Below are 16,147 nucleotides of genomic sequence, written 5' to 3'. Positions count from 1 at the left end.
CTTCACGTTCACCGCATAAATTTAACGCTACTTGCCGCTTTACTCGCTTCACTCAAGAGGAATCAAAATGAACGCAAAAATCATGACTCGCCTGGCGGTTTTCGCCGTTGCCGGCTCGCTGCTGGCAGGCTGTGCATCTCAACAGGGTACTGACACGGCAGTTGGTACGGGCGTGGGCGCCGCCACCGGCGCGGCGATCGGCGCGATCTTCGGCGGCGGCAAGGGCGCGGCGATCGGCGCGGGCGCCGGCGCAGCGGTCGGCGGCATCACCGGCTACAACTGGCAAGCCATTCACAACAAGCTGTCGGGCGCCACCAAGGGCACCGGCACGCAGATCACCGAGCAGCCGGACGGCTCGCTCAAGCTGAACATCCCGAGCTCGGTCACGTTCGACACCAACAGCTACGCGGTCAAGCCGTCGTTCGCACCGGTGCTGGATCAACTGACGCAGACCATGCAGCAGAATCCGGAACTGATCGCCCAGGTGATCGGCTACACGGATAGCACGGGCCAGCCGACTTACAACCAGACGCTGTCGGTCAACCGCGCGCAAAGCGTGACGGGCTATCTGGGGCAACGCGGCGTCGCGCCGCAACGCCTGTCGGCACAAGGCATGGGCCAGAACCAGCCGGTCGCTGACAACAACACCGAAGCCGGCCGTGCAGCAAACCGCCGCGTGGAAATCTATCTGCGCGCCACGGCTCAGCACGCCACGCAATAAGGGCGCAGCCTGAAAGAGGAAGAAGCACTCGGGGGCCGGGCGGCACTTGCCACCGGCTCTTGACGCCTTTGACGCCTTTGCCACCATTGACGCGGTTTGTCGCTTTTTTGCTGTCGGCGTCGGGCAAGCCGTAAGACGCGGAGGAAAGAGAATCTCGCACGGGAACGAAAAAAATTTCGAACTCTGCCGAAAATCCGCGGTCTGTTCTTACGGTACGTGGCTGGCGAAGCCGCCGCGTCACCATTCTCCTCTTGTCGTTGTTGCTCCGGGGTTAACAGCCCCGGTTTTTTTTGGGCGCCCGGTTTTCGCCCCGCAGCAAGTCCCCTTGGGGGACACACCGCCTGCGCTGGCACCGGCCCGGCCGCGGCCCAGGCGGCCCAGCCCGCGCTGGGCGCCTGCCCTGCTAGAATCAACGTTTCGTCCCACCGCAGGCTCCCGCCATCCTTATGTCAGCACCCGCATCCGATCTCTCCGCAGGCGCGCCGTCAGGCCGTCGCCAGGTTCTCGTCACGTCGGCCCTTCCGTATGCGAATGGGCAAATCCATATCGGCCATCTGGTCGAATATATCCAGACGGACATCTGGGTCCGGACGTTGCGAATGCACGGGCACGAGGTCTACTACGTGGGCGCCGACGACACGCACGGCACACCGGTCATGCTGCGCGCGGAAAAGGAAGGTCTGACGCCGAAGCAGCTGATCGACCGCGTCTGGCAGGAACACAAGCGCGATTTCGACAGCTTCGGAATTTCGTTCGACAATTACTACTCAACCGATTCCGAAGAGAATCGCGTGTTGAGCGAATCGGTCTATCTGGCGCTCAAGGAAGCCGGCCTGATCGAGGCGCGCGACATCGAACAGGCATACGACCCGGTCAAGGAAATGTTCTTGCCGGACCGCTTTATCAAAGGCGAATGCCCGAAGTGCGGCGCGAAGGATCAATACGGCGACAGCTGCGAAGTATGCGGTTCGACCTATCTACCGACCGAGCTGGTCAATCCGTATTCGGTCGTCTCGGGCGCCACGCCGATTCGCAAGACCTCGACGCACTACTTCTTCCGTCTGTCCGACCCGCGCTGCGAGAATTTCCTGCGCGCGTGGGTCAGCGGTCTCGCGCAGCCTGAAGCCACCAACAAGATGCGCGAATGGCTTGGCGACGCCGGCGAAGCCAAGCTCGCAGACTGGGATATTTCGCGCGACGCGCCGTACTTCGGCTTCGAAATTCCGGGCGCGCCGGGCAAATATTTCTACGTGTGGCTTGACGCACCGGTCGGCTATTACGCGAGCTTCAAAAACCTTGCCGAAAAGCGCGGCCTCGACTTCGACGCGTGGATTCGCCGGGGCTCGACCGCCGAGCAGTATCACTTCATCGGCAAAGACATTCTGTATTTCCACACGCTGTTCTGGCCGGCCATGCTCGAATTCTCGGGCCACCGCACGCCGACCAATGTGTTCGCACACGGCTTCCTGACGGTGGACGGCGCGAAGATGTCGAAGTCGCGTGGCACGTTTATCACCGCACAAAGCGTGATCGACACGGGCCTGAATCCGGAATGGCTGCGCTACTACTTCGCCGCCAAGCTGAACAGCACGATGGAAGACCTCGACCTGAACCTCGACGACTTCCAGGCCCGCGTGAACAGCGATCTGGTCGGCAAGTACGTGAACATCGCGAGCCGCGCCGCCGGCTTCCTGATCAAGCGTTTCGACGGCCGCGTGCAGGACAGCGCCATGCAGCACCCGCTGCTCGCCACGCTGCGCGCCGCCGTGCCGCAAATCGCCGCGAACTACGAGGCGCGCGAGTACAACCGCGCACTGCGCCAGACCATGGAACTGGCTGACGCGGTCAATGCCTACGTCGACACCGCCAAGCCGTGGGATCAGGCGAAAGACCCGGTCAATACGGTCGCGTTGCACGAAACCTGCAGCGTGAGCATCGAGGCATTCCGTCTGCTGTCGCTGGCGCTCAAGCCGGTGTTGCCGAAGCTGGCGGAAGCGGTCGAAGCCTTCCTCGGCATCGAGCCGCTGGTGTGGGCCGACGCGAACGTACCGCTTTCCTCCACACGTCCCATCAACGCGTACAAGCATCTGATGACGCGTGTCGATCCGAAGCAGATCGAGGCGCTCATCGCAGCGAATCGCGACTCGCTGCAAGCCACGCCGGAAGCCGCGGCGCCGGTGGACGCGAAGGCCAAGTCGAAGGCAGCGAAGGCAGCCGCCGCCGACAAGGACGAAACGCCCGGTGTCATCTCGATCGACGACTTCGCCAAAATCGATCTGCGTATCGCGAAGATCGTCGACTGCAAAGCGGTGGAAGGCTCGGACAAGCTGTTGCAACTGACGCTCGACGTCGGCGAAGAAAAGACGCGTAACGTATTCTCGGGCATCAAATCGGCCTATCAGCCGGAGCAACTGATCGGCAAGCTGACGGTGATGGTCGCGAACCTCGCGCCGCGCAAGATGAAGTTCGGCCTGTCCGAGGGGATGGTGCTGGCGGCCTCGGCGACTGACGAGAAAGCCGAACCGGGCCTCTACGTGCTCGAACCCGATAGCGGTGCGAAGCCGGGCATGCGCGTGAAATAAAGCGCGCCGCGTCGAACGCTGCAGGTATCAAAAAAAACGGCACGCTTTAAAAGGCGTGCCGTTTTTTTGTGCCGTGGCATTGCTCAAACTCCGAGCACCGCCGTCACTTCCATCACCACCGAATCCGGTCGAAGCGCCGTGTGTACAGCAGTTCCATGCCATCGAACGTGCCGCCATACGCCGCGACCGACCAATAGCGCGTGAGGTTCACCGTCGCCTTGATGGCATTGCTCGCCGACTGCAGACCCTGCTCGTATCCGACCACGAGCCACTCGTTGATGGCCTTCGACACCATCACTACCTGAGGATCGGTCAGTCCGACTTCGCTTCGACCGATCGAAAACTCGTCGAGCCCGAAGGTCTGCGCAATCCGTTTACCGCTCGCGCTGCCGAGCAAGGCGAGCGCGGTCGTCATGGTGCTTTGCTGGCCGAGGTTATTGCCCTGATCCGTGCCGTGTCCGAACAGCAGCCACGAGAGCTTCTCGTTATCCGGCACCGACGGTTCGGACACCAGCTTCGCGACCGGGAACTGCACGGTGCCTGTGACCTGCACACCCGCCTCGATCTGCTGATTACGGCGCATGGCCAGGATGTTGATGCCCGGATTGGCCACCGGACCATTGAACGTGAAGAAGCCGTTCTCGATGTTGAGCTTGCGGCCGAACGCGGTATAGGTCGAGCCCTGCGTCACGCGGACATTGCCGACCGCGCGCAGCGGCAGGTTCGGCGCGCTCATCGCGGTGATCGTGCCGCTCAGGCCGAGGTCCGCGCCCATGCCGCGGAAACGGAAGCTGTTGCCGAGACTGATGTCGATATTGGCGCGTGGCGCAAACGGGCCGATCGGCTTGTTCGTGCCCGCCACCGGCGGCAGCCGCTCGCCCGCCACCGTGCCGTCCGGACGCACCACCACCACGTCGTCGCCAAGCTTCGGCGCGGACTGCTCGGGCATATCGAACAGCGCGTGATCGACCACGAATTTGCCGTTGATCGCCATGCCGCCCTCGGCCCCTGCGTTCGCCACACTCGCACTGCCTGACAGCGACAGATTGCGGTCCGGCGCCGCGAACAACTCCAGCTTATCCGCGACGATACTCGCGGACAGATCGGGCTGCGCGCCGTCCAGACGCACACGGCCGGTGGCGCGCAGCGTGCCGCTCGCACCGTGAAACTCGACCTGCTGGAAGTCCACCAGATTCTGCGAGAGCGCGATGCGGATCACGCCGTCCTTCAACTGCACGCCCTGGTCGACCAACGTCGCCGACAAACCGTCGCCAAGCAGCGACCCGGTCAGGTTCGGCTTCGCGACCGTGCCGCCGAGCGCAAGTTTCAGCGCGAGATGGCCGTCGAGCAGATAGCTCGGGCCAAACAGGCCGCCGGTCGTTTTCAGCGACGGCACGTTCGCATTCACATTGCCGCTCAGCGCGCCCTCTTCGTTGACGGTCAGGAAGCCGTCGCGCGTCACGAGGGTGGTGTGCGCGTCGGCGTCGATCACGCCGATCCGGCTGGCCTGCGCGTGGACGGTTGCGTTCAGCCGGTTGCCGCCACTGAATTCGGCGCGCGCGCTCATATCCTGGATACCCAGCGACGCCAGACCACGGCCGATTTCGACCGTCACGTCGCCGCCACGACGCTTCAACTGAACGTGGCCGCTCGCGGTGCTGCCGAGCGCGAAGTCCCAGTCGCCGTCGAACACCAGATCGGTTTTGACGGCCGGCGGCTCGCCGGTGATCTCGCGGCGCAGATCCTGCAAACGCGCGAGCGAAATACCGGTCAAGGTGCCCGCGGACTGGATCTTGCCGTGGTCGAAGGCGAACGATTTCAGGCCCAGCACCGCGCCTTCGAGTGTGAGCCGTGTCGCGCCGAGCGTCAGACGGCTCGGCCCGGCACTCACGGCGAGCGGCGACTCGAGGTTCAGCGCCGGCGTACCGCGGTTTTGCAGACGGGTCACGGTGCCGTCCCAACGCGTGCCGTCGCGTGCTTCAGTCAGCTTGCCGTTGGCCGCGAGCGTCAGGTCGAGCGGACGATCCTGCAGCTTGCCCGTGGCTGCCGCCTCCAGCGCATGGTTTGCGCGCGTCCCGGACAGGCGTGCCGTGAGCGTGGTCAGATCGACGCCGCCTGCGCTCAGGTTGCGCGCGTCGGTCGTGAAAACGAGCGCGCCATTCGCGCCGTCGCGCAGTTCGGCGTGACCTTCCGCATGACCGATGCGGTTACTGCTGAACACCACGCTGTCTGCCTTGTAGTTCAGCACGACATTCGGATGCGCGAACGAGCCGGTGACGTCGCCATCCGCCGCGACGAGGCCGGCGAGGCCGAAACCGAGGCGCTCAAGTTCCGGCGCATCGACACGAAAACGCAGCCGGTCGCCGCGCGCGCCGAAGCTGCCTTGCAAATCCACCTGGTTGCCCGCCACCGAGAGATTCGCGTGGCTCGGCAGAATCCGCGAGCCGGCCAACTGGACCACGCCGCCGCCCGTCAACGGCAAGCCGTCGTAGACGCTCGGGCCGAGTTTGAATTCGGCCTTGGTGGTGAAGACCGGGCCGAGCATGCCGGCTGCGGTGAGCGTGCCGCTCACACGCGCCTCGATCTTGCGGGCCGGCGCTGCGCCGCTCCTGGGCGGTGGCGCTTTGCGTTGAACAACTTCGGTCCGCACCGCGGCCTTGGCGGTGTTCTTTACCGCGGCGGCGGCTTTGTCGGCGGGGGCCGCGCTTTTCGCACCGGCCGTGCTGCCCGCTTCTGCCGCATCTTGCTTGGCCGCCTTGGCTTTCGTGTTGGCCGAGGCCGGCGCCGGGCCCGTGACCGGTGCCCGCGACGGCATCTGCGAAGTAAGTGTCAACGGATCGAAATCGGTCAGTTGTGCTTTCAGGTTGTAGGTGGAATTCGCGTCGTGCTTGAGTGCGCCGGACAGATCGATACGGCCTTTGCCCGACGTGACGCGCACGTCGTTGAAGCTCAATCGCGCGGGATCGAAAGTCACCTTGCCTTGCGCGCGCAACCCTGCTTTCGGGTCGGCAAGATCGAGAGTCAGACTTTGCACGTCGTCGTTCAGACGCACGCCGATCGAACCGGAAAGCTGGGTAGGCCGCACGGTTGCTTCGAGCGCGTTCAGGTCGAGCCCGGCGACTTGCAGATCGAACTGGCCGTGCTTGCCGGTCAGCGCACCGCCGCCGGTGAGGGTGGCGCTCTTCACAAGCCGCACGTTCAGGTTCGAGATGCGCTGCGCGCGGGCGTCGAGGCGCACGTCGGCTTGCGCGTCGATCAAAGGCAGCAGGTTCTGGTCGATCGCACCCGGTTTGGCGTTGACGATCGAGACATGCCCGGCCACGGCGAAACCCGCTGCGCCGGAAGTGACGGCGGATTTCGCCGCGCTTGCTGCGCCGGAAGCGGCCATGGGTTTCGCCATGCCCGCTGCGCCGGAAGCGCTCGCGCCGCTCGCCGCACTCAACGTCGCTGCGCCCGCCGCATCCTGCCCCACCGGTTGCAACTCAGCGCGCACCGCCAGATCCGCCAGCGGCGCACCGGGCGCAAACGCCTGCGGATTGATGTGGTCGAAGGTCAGCGTGGCGCGTTGCAACGGTACGTCGCTAAACGGCGTGGCCTCGACCCGGGCATGGCCGGCGAGCTTCATGCCGCTGGCATCGAGTTCGGCGACAAGATTTTCCAGCGAGCCACTCAGATGGCCACCCACCTGCACCGCCTCGTTGTTGACCTTGCCGGAATAGCCGAGATCGCCGGTCAGCGGAAACGGCCGCATCCCGTCGAGCTTCGCCGCCGCCGTCACCGCGCCGAACGGCGTATCCAGCCGCTCAATCGCCGCCTCGTGATGCCGGCCGTCGCTGCGGCCATGGAACATGAAACGGGACAGCTCGGTCGTCGAGCCACCCTCGTGCAGCAGCAGCTTGTCGACCTGTAGATCGCGCACCTCGAGTTGCATCGGCAGGCGCAGGTCCTGCGGCAGCGTCACCGGTCCGCTGCTACTCGACGACGAGCCGACACGGGCGTCGATCGTACCAATATGCAGATAGTCGATCGCGAAGCGCCAAGGCTTGTGAGTCAGTGTCCAGCGGCCGGCCACGCGATCGATCTGGATATCGGTGCCGCTGCCGTCGAGACTGCGCCAGCGCACCTGCCGGAGTTGCACGCCGCTGGCGATGGTGCCGCTGTCGAGCGTGCCCGTCAGCTTGCCGCCCAGCAGTTTGACCGCTGCCTGCCACGCGTAAGCCGTGCCGCGCTCGGTTGTCAGCGCGCCGTACAGCAAGCCGATTGCCACGGCGATCAGCAGCACCAGCACGGCGAGCGTCCACGCAAGCGTTTTCAGCAGCAACCGGCCGCGACGGCGCTTAGGCGGCGGCGCGTCGGGCGAAGGCTGCTGTCCAGGCGGATGGGCGCCGGGTGGCTGCGCGGGTGGCTGAGCGGAAACGTCCGTGGTCATGCGTGATTCATGCGTGGTTCGTGTAAAAGCAGGTTTGCATCAAAAGGCGATGCCGAGGGTCAGGTACGGCCGCACGCTCCTGTTGCGGATACCGTAGGCGACATCGACATTGACCGGCCCGACCGGACTGCGCCAGCGCGCCCCGACACCGACACCGGGATAAAAGACTTTTTCGCCCCAGGTATCCGTGGCGGTGCCGACGTCGAAGAACGCGGCTGCGCCCCAGTCGTGATTGAACCAGTGCTGATATTCGGCCGACGCCGTCACGAGATACTTGGTGGGTAACACCGAACCGTCGACGTTGTTACCGATGCTCTGATAGCTATAACCGCGCACCGAATTCGAACCGCCGGCGCGGAACAGCAGCGAAGCTGGAATCCCGCTCGAACTGCCGCTCGTGAACACGCCGCCGAGTTCGGCGCGGAACAGCACAAGGTCCTCCCTGCCGATCGGCAGGTACTGCTGGCCACGGGCGTAGCCACGCGCGAAGGTCTGGTCGGTCAGCGCACCTTTGACCGCGAAGCCCGCTTCAACGTGAATCAGGTTGCCCGAACGCGGGAACAACGGATCGTCGGTATTGCGACGGGTCCACGACCATGACGGCACCAGGGCGCGGCTGGTGGTCGGCGCGCCTGCGTTCTGGTTGAGCCGGTCCTGGTAGTAAAGGATCGCGTAGTTGTAGTCGATGAATTGCGACGTACGGGCCCGCTGCAGGCCACCGCGGGCACTGTAAATGCGCGTGTCGGACACGTCGGTCGTCGTGTAGGAAGCCAGCACGCTATTGGTCCACGCACGCGGCCCAGGCGGCATCGCGAGCTGAATTTGCCCGTACTTCTGGACCTGGTCGATCCGGCCGTCGACCGTGAAGGGCCATGCTTTGCCGAAGGTGTCGAGATAGGAATACGAACCCTGGATCAGCGGACCGTTGTCGGTTGAATAACCCACCCCGCCGCGAATACTGTTGTACGGATATTCCGACACCTTCACGTGCACCGGCGTATCGACCGGCTTGTCTGGGTCGCTATCCACGTCGATTGCCACGCTCGCGTAGTACGGCGTGTTCTGCAACTGCCGCTGCAATTCGGCGACGCGCTGCACGTCGTAGATATCGCCGATTGAAATCGGATTGACGTTGTCGACGATCTGTTCCGGATAGCGCCGCGTGCCCGATACGTCGAGCTTGCCCATGGTGAAGGTCGGGCCGCTGTCATACGTCACCGACAATTTCGCGTCGTGCGTGCGCGGGTCGATCCGTGCCTCGGAGTGGTAGATCTTCGCGCCCAGGTAACGGCGCGCCTGCAACGCCTTGAGCGCCGCGTTTTTCGCGTCGTCCCAGTCGCTTTGCGAAAACGGATCGCCTTCGTGCAGTGAAAACGCGAAGCGCGCGGCGTTTTCTTGCGCGGGGTCTTCAGTCAGCACCGGCCCCTGAAACGACAGCGAAATCGACGTGATGAGGGTTCGCGGGCCGGGATCGACGCTCACTGTCACATGCTTTTTATCGTCGACGGTTCGCACGTCGGTGCGCACGACCGGCGTGAAATAACCCTGCGTGGCGGCCAGATCGCGTACCTGCTGGGGCGTGGCGGTAATCAGAAATTCGAACTGGTCGTCGCTGATATCAGGACGTTTGGCAAAGCGGGCTACGTCCAGATGCGCTTCGAGCAGCTTGCGCAGCGAGCGCGGCGTGGCTTCGATATCGACCTTGTAGCTGGCGGACGCGCGCCGCGCCGCATGCGCGTCGACCGTGGCAAGCATGAGCATGACGATGCCGAACGCCAGCCACGCGCGCAGCCAGCGCCGAATGGGCATCAGATGCCCGGGCTCGTCACCGGTTTTGCCGCGCCGCACATGCGGCACTTCGATCGCACACCCCGCCAAACAGGACCTCCGGCCGTGGTTGATGAATTCTGTCGCTCGGGCCCGCCGCGGCGGCCGAAGCTCGCTATTTGACCACATCGGCAACGCCGCGCCATCTCTAAAAGGGGCCATTGCAGCCTGAGGCACGGCGAGCACTTCGGCTGGTACGCCGCACCTGATGCGGCATGCGTAATCATGTCCGCCCGGGCGCATAATCCGGATTCGCACACCGCCCGCCGGTGACGCGCCCGCCTTTGACGCATGGCAGCAGCGCGGGTTCCGGGTATTTTTGCGGGCCGGCCGCGCGCGCCGGCCATGGTTTTTCGACCACGCGCGGCGCATGCGGTAAAATTGTGGAATAGCAGCGATGCCGCGCGCGTTTCGCCGGGCAGCCGCCACTCCCCAACCACGGACGTCTAGCCATGTATCAATCGGACATCACCCAGTTCCTGAACCAGCTCAAGCAACAAAAACCGAATCTGGAAGCTGAGCAGCGCCGTGGCCGGTCGCTGCTGTGGGACAAACAGCCGATCGACCTCGAAGAAACCGCCGAGCAGAAAGCCTCGCGCGTAGAGCAGACGCCTTACTCGTACTATCAGAACTTCTAAGCGCGTGAGTCACGCCGACGAGGCAAAGGGCGCCACGCCGGCGCCCGACGCCGCGCTTGCCGCGCCCGCCACCGATTCGACGCCGGACACCGTCGACGGCATCGCTTTCGCGCGCCTGTACGGCGAGCCGCTCTTCAAGCTGCCGACGGATCTGTACATTCCGCCAGATGCGCTCGAGGTGTTTCTCGAAACGTTCGAGGGCCCGCTGGATCTGTTGCTCTACCTGATCCGCAAGCAGAACTTCAACGTGCTCGACATCCCGATGGCGGACGTCACGGTCCAATACCTCGGCTACGTCGAGCAGCTGCGCCAGACCAATCTCGAACTCGCGTCCGAGTATCTGCTGATGGCCGCGATGCTGATCGAGATCAAGTCGCGCATGCTGTTGCCGGTGAAGAAAGCCGACAGCGGCGAGGAAGCCGAAGATCCCCGCGCGGAACTGGTGCGCCGCCTGCTCGAATACGAGCAGATGAAGCTCGCCGCACAGCGCATCGACCATCTGCCGCAGCTTGGCCGCGATTTCCTGCGCGCCGAGGTGTATATCGAGCAAAGCATCACGCCGCGCTTTCCCGATGTGGACAGCGAAGATCTGCGCGCCGCGTGGGCCGACGTGATCAAGCGCGCCAAGCTCGTTCAGCATCACAAGATTTCGCGCGAGGAATTGTCGGTGCGCGAGCATATGAGCACGATCCTGCGGCGACTCCAGAATTCGCGCTTCATGGAGTTCTCCGATCTGTTCGACACGAGCAAGGGCGTGCCGGTGGTCGTGGTGAATTTCATCGCCATGCTCGAGTTGTGCCGCGAATCGCTCATCGAAATTACTCAGGCCGAGCCGTTCGCACCGATCTATGTGCGCCTCGCCTATCTGCCGGCCTGAAGCCGCGAAACGGGGATTGCGTGCGCCATTGCTGTCGCAAACGCCTCGTTTCGGTGCGGCCCCGGTACAAATCCACTACAATCCGGCGCTCAAAACCTGTCATTACCAGTGAGGCCGCGGATCGCGCAAACCCTGAGTTTTTGCGCCAACCGAGTCTCGCGCCGCGCAAGGAAATCCCTGTCCGATCATGAAAGTCATCAGCTCGATCCATGAATTGCGCGACCAGTTGCGCGGCCAGAATCGCACCGCCTTTGTGCCGACCATGGGTAATCTGCACGAGGGCCATCTCTCGCTGATGCGCCTTGCGCGTCAGCACGGCGATCCGGTGGTGGCGAGCATCTTCGTCAATCGCTTGCAGTTCGGCCCGAACGAAGATTTCGACAAATACCCGCGCACGATGGAAGCCGACATCGAGAAACTGCAGAAAGAAGGCGTCTACGTGCTGTTCGCGCCCACGGAAAAGGATCTGTATCCGGAGCCGCAGGAGTACCGCGTGCATCCGCCGCACGATCTGGGCGACATTCTCGAAGGTGAGTTCCGGCCCGGTTTCTTCCAGGGCGTGTGCACAGTGGTGATGAAGCTGATGTCGTGCGTGCAGCCGCGCGTCGCTGTGTTCGGCAAGAAGGATTACCAGCAGCTGATGATTGTGCGCAGCATGTGCCACCAGTTCGCGTTGCCGACCGAAATCATCGCCGCGGAAACCGTGCGTGACACCGACGGCCTCGCGCTCAGCTCGCGCAACCGCTTTCTGCAGGCAGCCGAGCGCGCCGAAGCGCCGGTGCTGGCCGCCGAGCTCAATCGCGTGCGCGAGGCGGTGCTCGCCGGCGATCGTGACTTCGCAAAAATCGAACAGGCGGCGATGGCGACACTGGCCGCGCGCGGCTGGCAGCCGGATTACATCGCCGTGCGCAAGCGCTCGAATCTGCTGCCGCCGGGCGCACAAGACACGAACGCGGAGTTGGTTGTGCTGGCCGCCGCCAAGCTTGGCGCCACCCGCCTCATCGACAACCTCGAAATCTGAAACCGTCTTAGTCTGCGCAAACGCGCGTCAGAAGCCACAAGGGATTGGTCATGCAACGCAATATGCTGAAGTCGAAAATCCATCGCGTCGCGGTCACGCACTGCGAACTGCACTACGAAGGGTCGTGCGCGATCGACGAGGACTTGCTGGAAGCCGCAAATATCGTTGAAAACGAGCGGATCGACATCTGGAACATCAACAACGGCGAGCGTTTCTCGACGTATGCGATCAAGGGCGAGCGGGGCAGCGGCATGATTTCGCTGAACGGTTCGGCCGCGCGGCGCGCGCAGTTGGGTGATCTGGTGATCATCGCCGCGTTCGCGGTGGTCGACGAAGCGGAATTGAAGGCAGGCTGGAAACCGGATCTGGTGTTCGTCGGCGACAACAACAAGATCAAAGGCAGCCGCGATCACGTACCGACTCAGAATTGGACCTGAGCCGGACCTTCGCCGGACGGTTCCATGCAGCGGGCGGCCACGCCGCCTGCTGATTCATTTCAAGCTTTCTTACCGGCGCCGTTGGTCCATTGGATGATCGGCTGCCACTGCTCCAGATCCTTCTCCACGCGGCTTTTCGCGACGTCCCACAAGGTCAGGCCGTGCGCCGCCAGCTGCACATAATTCTGCGTGTCGCGCAGGAAACCCAGCACCGGCAGCTTCAGCCCCTCGACAAAACGGTGCAGCTGCTCCGCCGAACGCGTGCGCGCGTCGACGCGCATGCCCACCACACCGATCTCGATCGCACCCTTCCTGACCGCCTTCTCCTTCGCCAGCCGCTCGAGAAAATCCTGGGTGGCGAGAATATCGAACATTGACGGCTGCAGCGGCACGATCACCTTGTCGGCCAGATCCAGCGCGATATTCATGCGGTTGCCGTGCAAGCCCGCCGGCGTGTCGATAACCGCGTGCTCCAGACCTCTGGGCGGTTTGGCCGGGCTTTCAAGGTCGACCTCCCAGGTCTCGATAGGCGGCAACGCAGGCGGTCGCAACGACAGCCACGCGTGCGAGGACTGCTGTTTGTCCAGGTCCGCCAGCGCGACCCATTCCCCTTGCGACGCGAAATAGCCGGCCAGATTGGTGGACAACGTGCTTTTGCCCACGCCGCCCTTCGGATTCGCCACCACGATCACCGTCATGAATTCTCCCGGAAAGAAGGCTGGGCACCGCCAGCCGGTTTACCGCGCAGTTTGCTCTGTCTTGCGCCGACGTGTCCTGATCCGTGCCGGTTTCAAGTCCACCCGTCGATCCAGCCGTTGATAATATCGACAAATGGACCGGGGCCGAAGCCCCCAAACGGCTATTGACTGCCCTACACCCCTGATTTTTCCACCGAGGACCCCATCTCATGAGCAAACTCCGCCCGGAATACACCATCGAGCGCCTGCACGAACGTCAGAAGGGCAAGCTTCCCGGCTTGCTGGGCGTGCATGTTCTGGCGCTGGAGGAAGGCACCCTGACCGCGGAACTGACCGTGCGCGAGGAGTTGCTGGCGCCGAACGGCTTTTTGCACGCCGCCACCGTAATCGGTCTCGCCGATACCGCCTGCGGCTATGCATGTCTCGCGCACCTGCCGGAGACGGCGCGCAATTTCACAACCGTCGAGTTGAAAAGCAATTTCCTCGGCACGGCGACGGAAGGTACGATCCGCGCGGTCGCCAAGGCCGTGCATCTGGGCCGCAGCACGCAGGTGTGGGACGCCACCGTCACCGATTCGAACGGCAAGACGATGGCGCTGTTTCGCTGCACGCAGATCGTGTTGTATTGACTGACGCGAGGAGCGTGGCGCAGGGCCCGAAAGGCCTGACGTGCCTCAGCTTGGCGCGAAAAAAAACACGCGACCTCACGGTGCGTGCTTTTTTGTTGTCCGGCGGGGCGGAGTGCCGTGGTGGGGTGGGCCCGGCCACAGCCTGCACCGCCGCTCGTCCGTATCACGCCGCCACAGCGCGCGGCGCCTTCGCACCACTCAGCGCCAGCGCGCCGCCGCCGAGCAGCGATTGCACGGCCAAAGTCACTGCCCAGAAGGCCGGATATTCCCAGCCGCCGTTCGGCGACGCGAAGCCCCAGCCGTTATGCAGATGCGCCGACATGGCACCGAGCATGAACGGCAGCAGCACCAGCGCGACCCAGCGGACCTGCACGCCAAGCAGCAGCGCGATACCGCCGAACAGTTCGACGAATGCCGTCACATAACCCAGCCAGCCCGGCAGGCCGAGCGAGACGAAAAACTGCGCCGTTCCCGGCAGCGTAAAAACAAAAATCTTCTGCAGGCTGTGGGCAAGATACAGAACACCCAAGGCCAGACGAAGGATCAAGGCGGCCAGATCAGCGGAGCGGTTCGAGTTCATGACAAGTCCTTTACGAGAGATCGATGCCAAGACTGTATTCGAACCAAATGAGGTGAAAAACTGCCAATTAGGCTTTGATTATTTCTCAATAGGATTTAATCGTCATCCATCGATTGAACGTCATCACCCGATCGCGGCGAAGAGCTTCGAAAGATCGAGGTGCTCGGCAAGTGTGTCGGCCAAACGATTCAGAGAAGCCTCACGCAATGCCGGGTAGTCAATTTTCTCGGCGTCGCTCAATCCCGCCCACGCGAGCAGTGCGGCGCAGGCGGCCGGCGTGTCGAACAGGCCGTGCACGTAGGTGGCGAGGATCTGGCCATCGGCCGACATCGCGCCGTCGGGGCGAGCGTCTTGCAATCCGCCCAATTGCAGCGCGGGCGAGCTCAGCGCCGGACCTTGCGTCTCACCCATGTGAATCTCGTAGCCGGCGACCTCGGGCGAACCGGGCAATGCGAGACGCCCCGTCACATTCTTGAGCGTTTTTTCCCGCGTCAACACCGTCGAGTAATCGAGCCAGCCGAGGCCCGCGCTCGTTCCAGGCGCGCCTTCCACGCCGTGCGGGTCGGCCACTTCGCGTCCGAGCATCTGCATGCCGCCGCAAATCCCGATGACGCGGCCGCCATAGCGCAAATGCCGTTGCAGCACCGCATCCCAACCCTGGGCACGCAGAAAGGCCAGATCGCCCGGCACATTTTTCGAGCCCGGCAGGATGATCAGATCGGCTGGCGGAGGCGGCGTGCCGCTTCGCACGTAATGAAAATCGACCTGCGGATGCGCGCGCAGCGCGTCGAAATCCGTGTGATTGCTGATGTGCGGCAGCACCGGCACGGCCACCCGCAACGTCCGGCCGGTATCACCACTATGCGCGGCGCGCAGTTCGGGCGGCAGCATGTCTTCGGCGTCGAGCGTCAGACCGTGCAGGTAAGGCACCACGCCGAGCACCGGCTTGCCGGTCTTCGCTTCGAGCCAATCGAGCCCGGGTTTGAGCAAACTGACGTCGCCGCGAAAACGGTTGATGATGAAGCCTCGCACGCGCGCCTGCTCGCTTTCCGACAGGCACGCAAGCGTCCCGGTCAGATGCGCGAACACCCCGCCGCGGTCGATGTCGGCCACCAGCACGACCGGGCAGTCGACCGCTTCGGCAAAACCCATATTGGCGATATCGCGGTCGCGCAAATTGATCTCGGCGGGACTGCCCGCGCCTTCGACGAAAATCGTGTCGTACTTGGATTGCAGACGCGCATACGATTCCAGTACCGCCTCGAAGGCGACCGGCTTGTAGTCGTGATATGCGCGGGCATCGAGATTCATGCGCGCCTTGCCGTGAATGATCACTTGCGCGCCGCGATCGCTCGTCGGCTTGAGCAGCACGGGGTTCAGATCGGTATGCGCAGCGATGCCCGCGGCCACGGCCTGCAAAGCCTGCGCGCGACCGATCTCGCCGCCGTCGACCGTCACCGCGCTATTGAGCGCCATGTTCTGCGGCTTGAACGGCGCCACCCGCACGCCGGCGCGGCGCGCCAGCCGGCACAAACCCGCGACGAGCGTGCTCTTGCCCGCATCGGACGTGGTGCCCTGAATCATCAGCGTGCCGCGCGGCACGGGTACGGCATCATGCGGATTCGAAGTGGTGGTCACGGAAGATCGGATTCGGCGGTGAATGGGCCATAAACGCGGGCAATGAACGCGGCATTATCCCATCGCGCCG

The 16,147-nt window shown here is 63.7% G+C and carries 12 protein-coding genes; 7 read left to right on the top strand and 5 right to left on the bottom strand.

What is annotated here, in order from left to right; genetic code table 11:
* The first annotated feature begins 67 nt into the window (after positions 1 to 67).
* Positions 68 to 721 carry an OmpA family protein gene (locus tag KHO23_RS02950; RefSeq protein ID WP_211609522.1) on the top strand — a complete coding sequence of 218 codons (654 nt, stop codon included), beginning with the start codon at positions 68 to 70 and terminating at the stop codon, positions 719 to 721.
* Positions 722 to 1,167: 446 nt separating this feature from the next.
* Positions 1,168 to 3,303, top strand: coding sequence for a methionine--tRNA ligase (gene metG / locus KHO23_RS02945; protein WP_211609520.1), 2,136 nt, complete (start codon positions 1,168 to 1,170; stop codon positions 3,301 to 3,303).
* A gap of 112 nt (positions 3,304 to 3,415) precedes the next feature.
* On the opposite strand, the gene KHO23_RS02940 is transcribed toward metG, so the two are convergent.
* Positions 3,416 to 7,732, bottom strand: coding sequence for a translocation/assembly module TamB domain-containing protein (locus tag KHO23_RS02940; RefSeq protein ID WP_211609519.1), 4,317 nt, complete (start codon positions 7,730 to 7,732; stop codon positions 3,416 to 3,418).
* A 39-nt stretch (positions 7,733 to 7,771) separates the two neighbouring features.
* Positions 7,772 to 9,610, bottom strand: coding sequence for an autotransporter assembly complex protein TamA (locus KHO23_RS02935; protein ID WP_211609517.1), 1,839 nt, complete (start codon positions 9,608 to 9,610; stop codon positions 7,772 to 7,774).
* Between the two features lie 401 nt (positions 9,611 to 10,011).
* Here KHO23_RS02935 and KHO23_RS02930 point away from each other — a divergent pair, with 401 nt between their 5' ends.
* From KHO23_RS02930 to panD, 4 genes are all read left to right on the top strand, one after another.
* Positions 10,012 to 10,197 (top strand): DUF3460 family protein, encoded by a 186-nt coding sequence (locus KHO23_RS02930; RefSeq protein ID WP_211609515.1) that lies wholly within the window; start codon positions 10,012 to 10,014, stop codon positions 10,195 to 10,197.
* 4 nt (positions 10,198 to 10,201) lie between these two features.
* Positions 10,202 to 11,074, top strand: a complete 873-nt coding sequence (locus KHO23_RS02925; protein WP_211609514.1) for a segregation and condensation protein A — start codon at positions 10,202 to 10,204, stop codon at positions 11,072 to 11,074.
* Positions 11,075 to 11,261: 187 nt separating this feature from the next.
* Positions 11,262 to 12,095: a pantoate--beta-alanine ligase gene (gene panC, locus KHO23_RS02920; RefSeq protein WP_211609512.1), complete on the top strand. Its 834-nt coding sequence runs from the start codon at positions 11,262 to 11,264 to the stop codon at positions 12,093 to 12,095.
* A gap of 50 nt (positions 12,096 to 12,145) precedes the next feature.
* The gene (panD, locus tag KHO23_RS02915; RefSeq protein ID WP_211609510.1) at positions 12,146 to 12,532 is read left to right on the top strand and encodes an aspartate 1-decarboxylase; all 387 of its coding nucleotides are present in this window, start codon (positions 12,146 to 12,148) and stop codon (positions 12,530 to 12,532) included.
* A 59-nt stretch (positions 12,533 to 12,591) separates the two neighbouring features.
* Here panD and KHO23_RS02910 read toward each other — a convergent pair whose 3' ends face one another.
* Entirely contained in the window at positions 12,592 to 13,230 is a 639-nt protein-coding gene (locus KHO23_RS02910) for a ParA family protein (RefSeq protein WP_211609508.1), read from the bottom strand.
* Between the two features lie 209 nt (positions 13,231 to 13,439).
* Between KHO23_RS02910 and KHO23_RS02905 the strand changes: the two genes are divergently transcribed.
* On the top strand, positions 13,440 to 13,859 hold the full coding sequence (locus tag KHO23_RS02905) for a PaaI family thioesterase (protein ID WP_211609506.1): 420 nt from the start codon (positions 13,440 to 13,442) through the stop codon (positions 13,857 to 13,859).
* 163 nt (positions 13,860 to 14,022) lie between these two features.
* On the opposite strand, the gene KHO23_RS02900 is transcribed toward KHO23_RS02905, so the two are convergent.
* Together KHO23_RS02900 and KHO23_RS02895 are read right to left on the bottom strand one after the other, a co-directional pair.
* Positions 14,023 to 14,439, bottom strand: a complete 417-nt coding sequence (locus KHO23_RS02900; RefSeq protein ID WP_211609505.1) for a DoxX family protein — start codon at positions 14,437 to 14,439, stop codon at positions 14,023 to 14,025.
* A gap of 123 nt (positions 14,440 to 14,562) precedes the next feature.
* On the bottom strand, positions 14,563 to 16,023 hold the full coding sequence (locus KHO23_RS02895) for a cobyric acid synthase (RefSeq protein WP_236066717.1): 1,461 nt from the start codon (positions 16,021 to 16,023) through the stop codon (positions 14,563 to 14,565).
* Positions 16,024 to 16,147 lie beyond the last annotated feature (124 nt).

Source organism: Paraburkholderia haematera, from assembly GCF_905220975.1.
Taxonomy (GTDB): domain Bacteria; phylum Pseudomonadota; class Gammaproteobacteria; order Burkholderiales; family Burkholderiaceae; genus Paraburkholderia; species Paraburkholderia haematera.
Note: the sequence above shows the minus strand (reverse complement) of the source record. Positions and strands in the feature narration are given on the sequence as shown.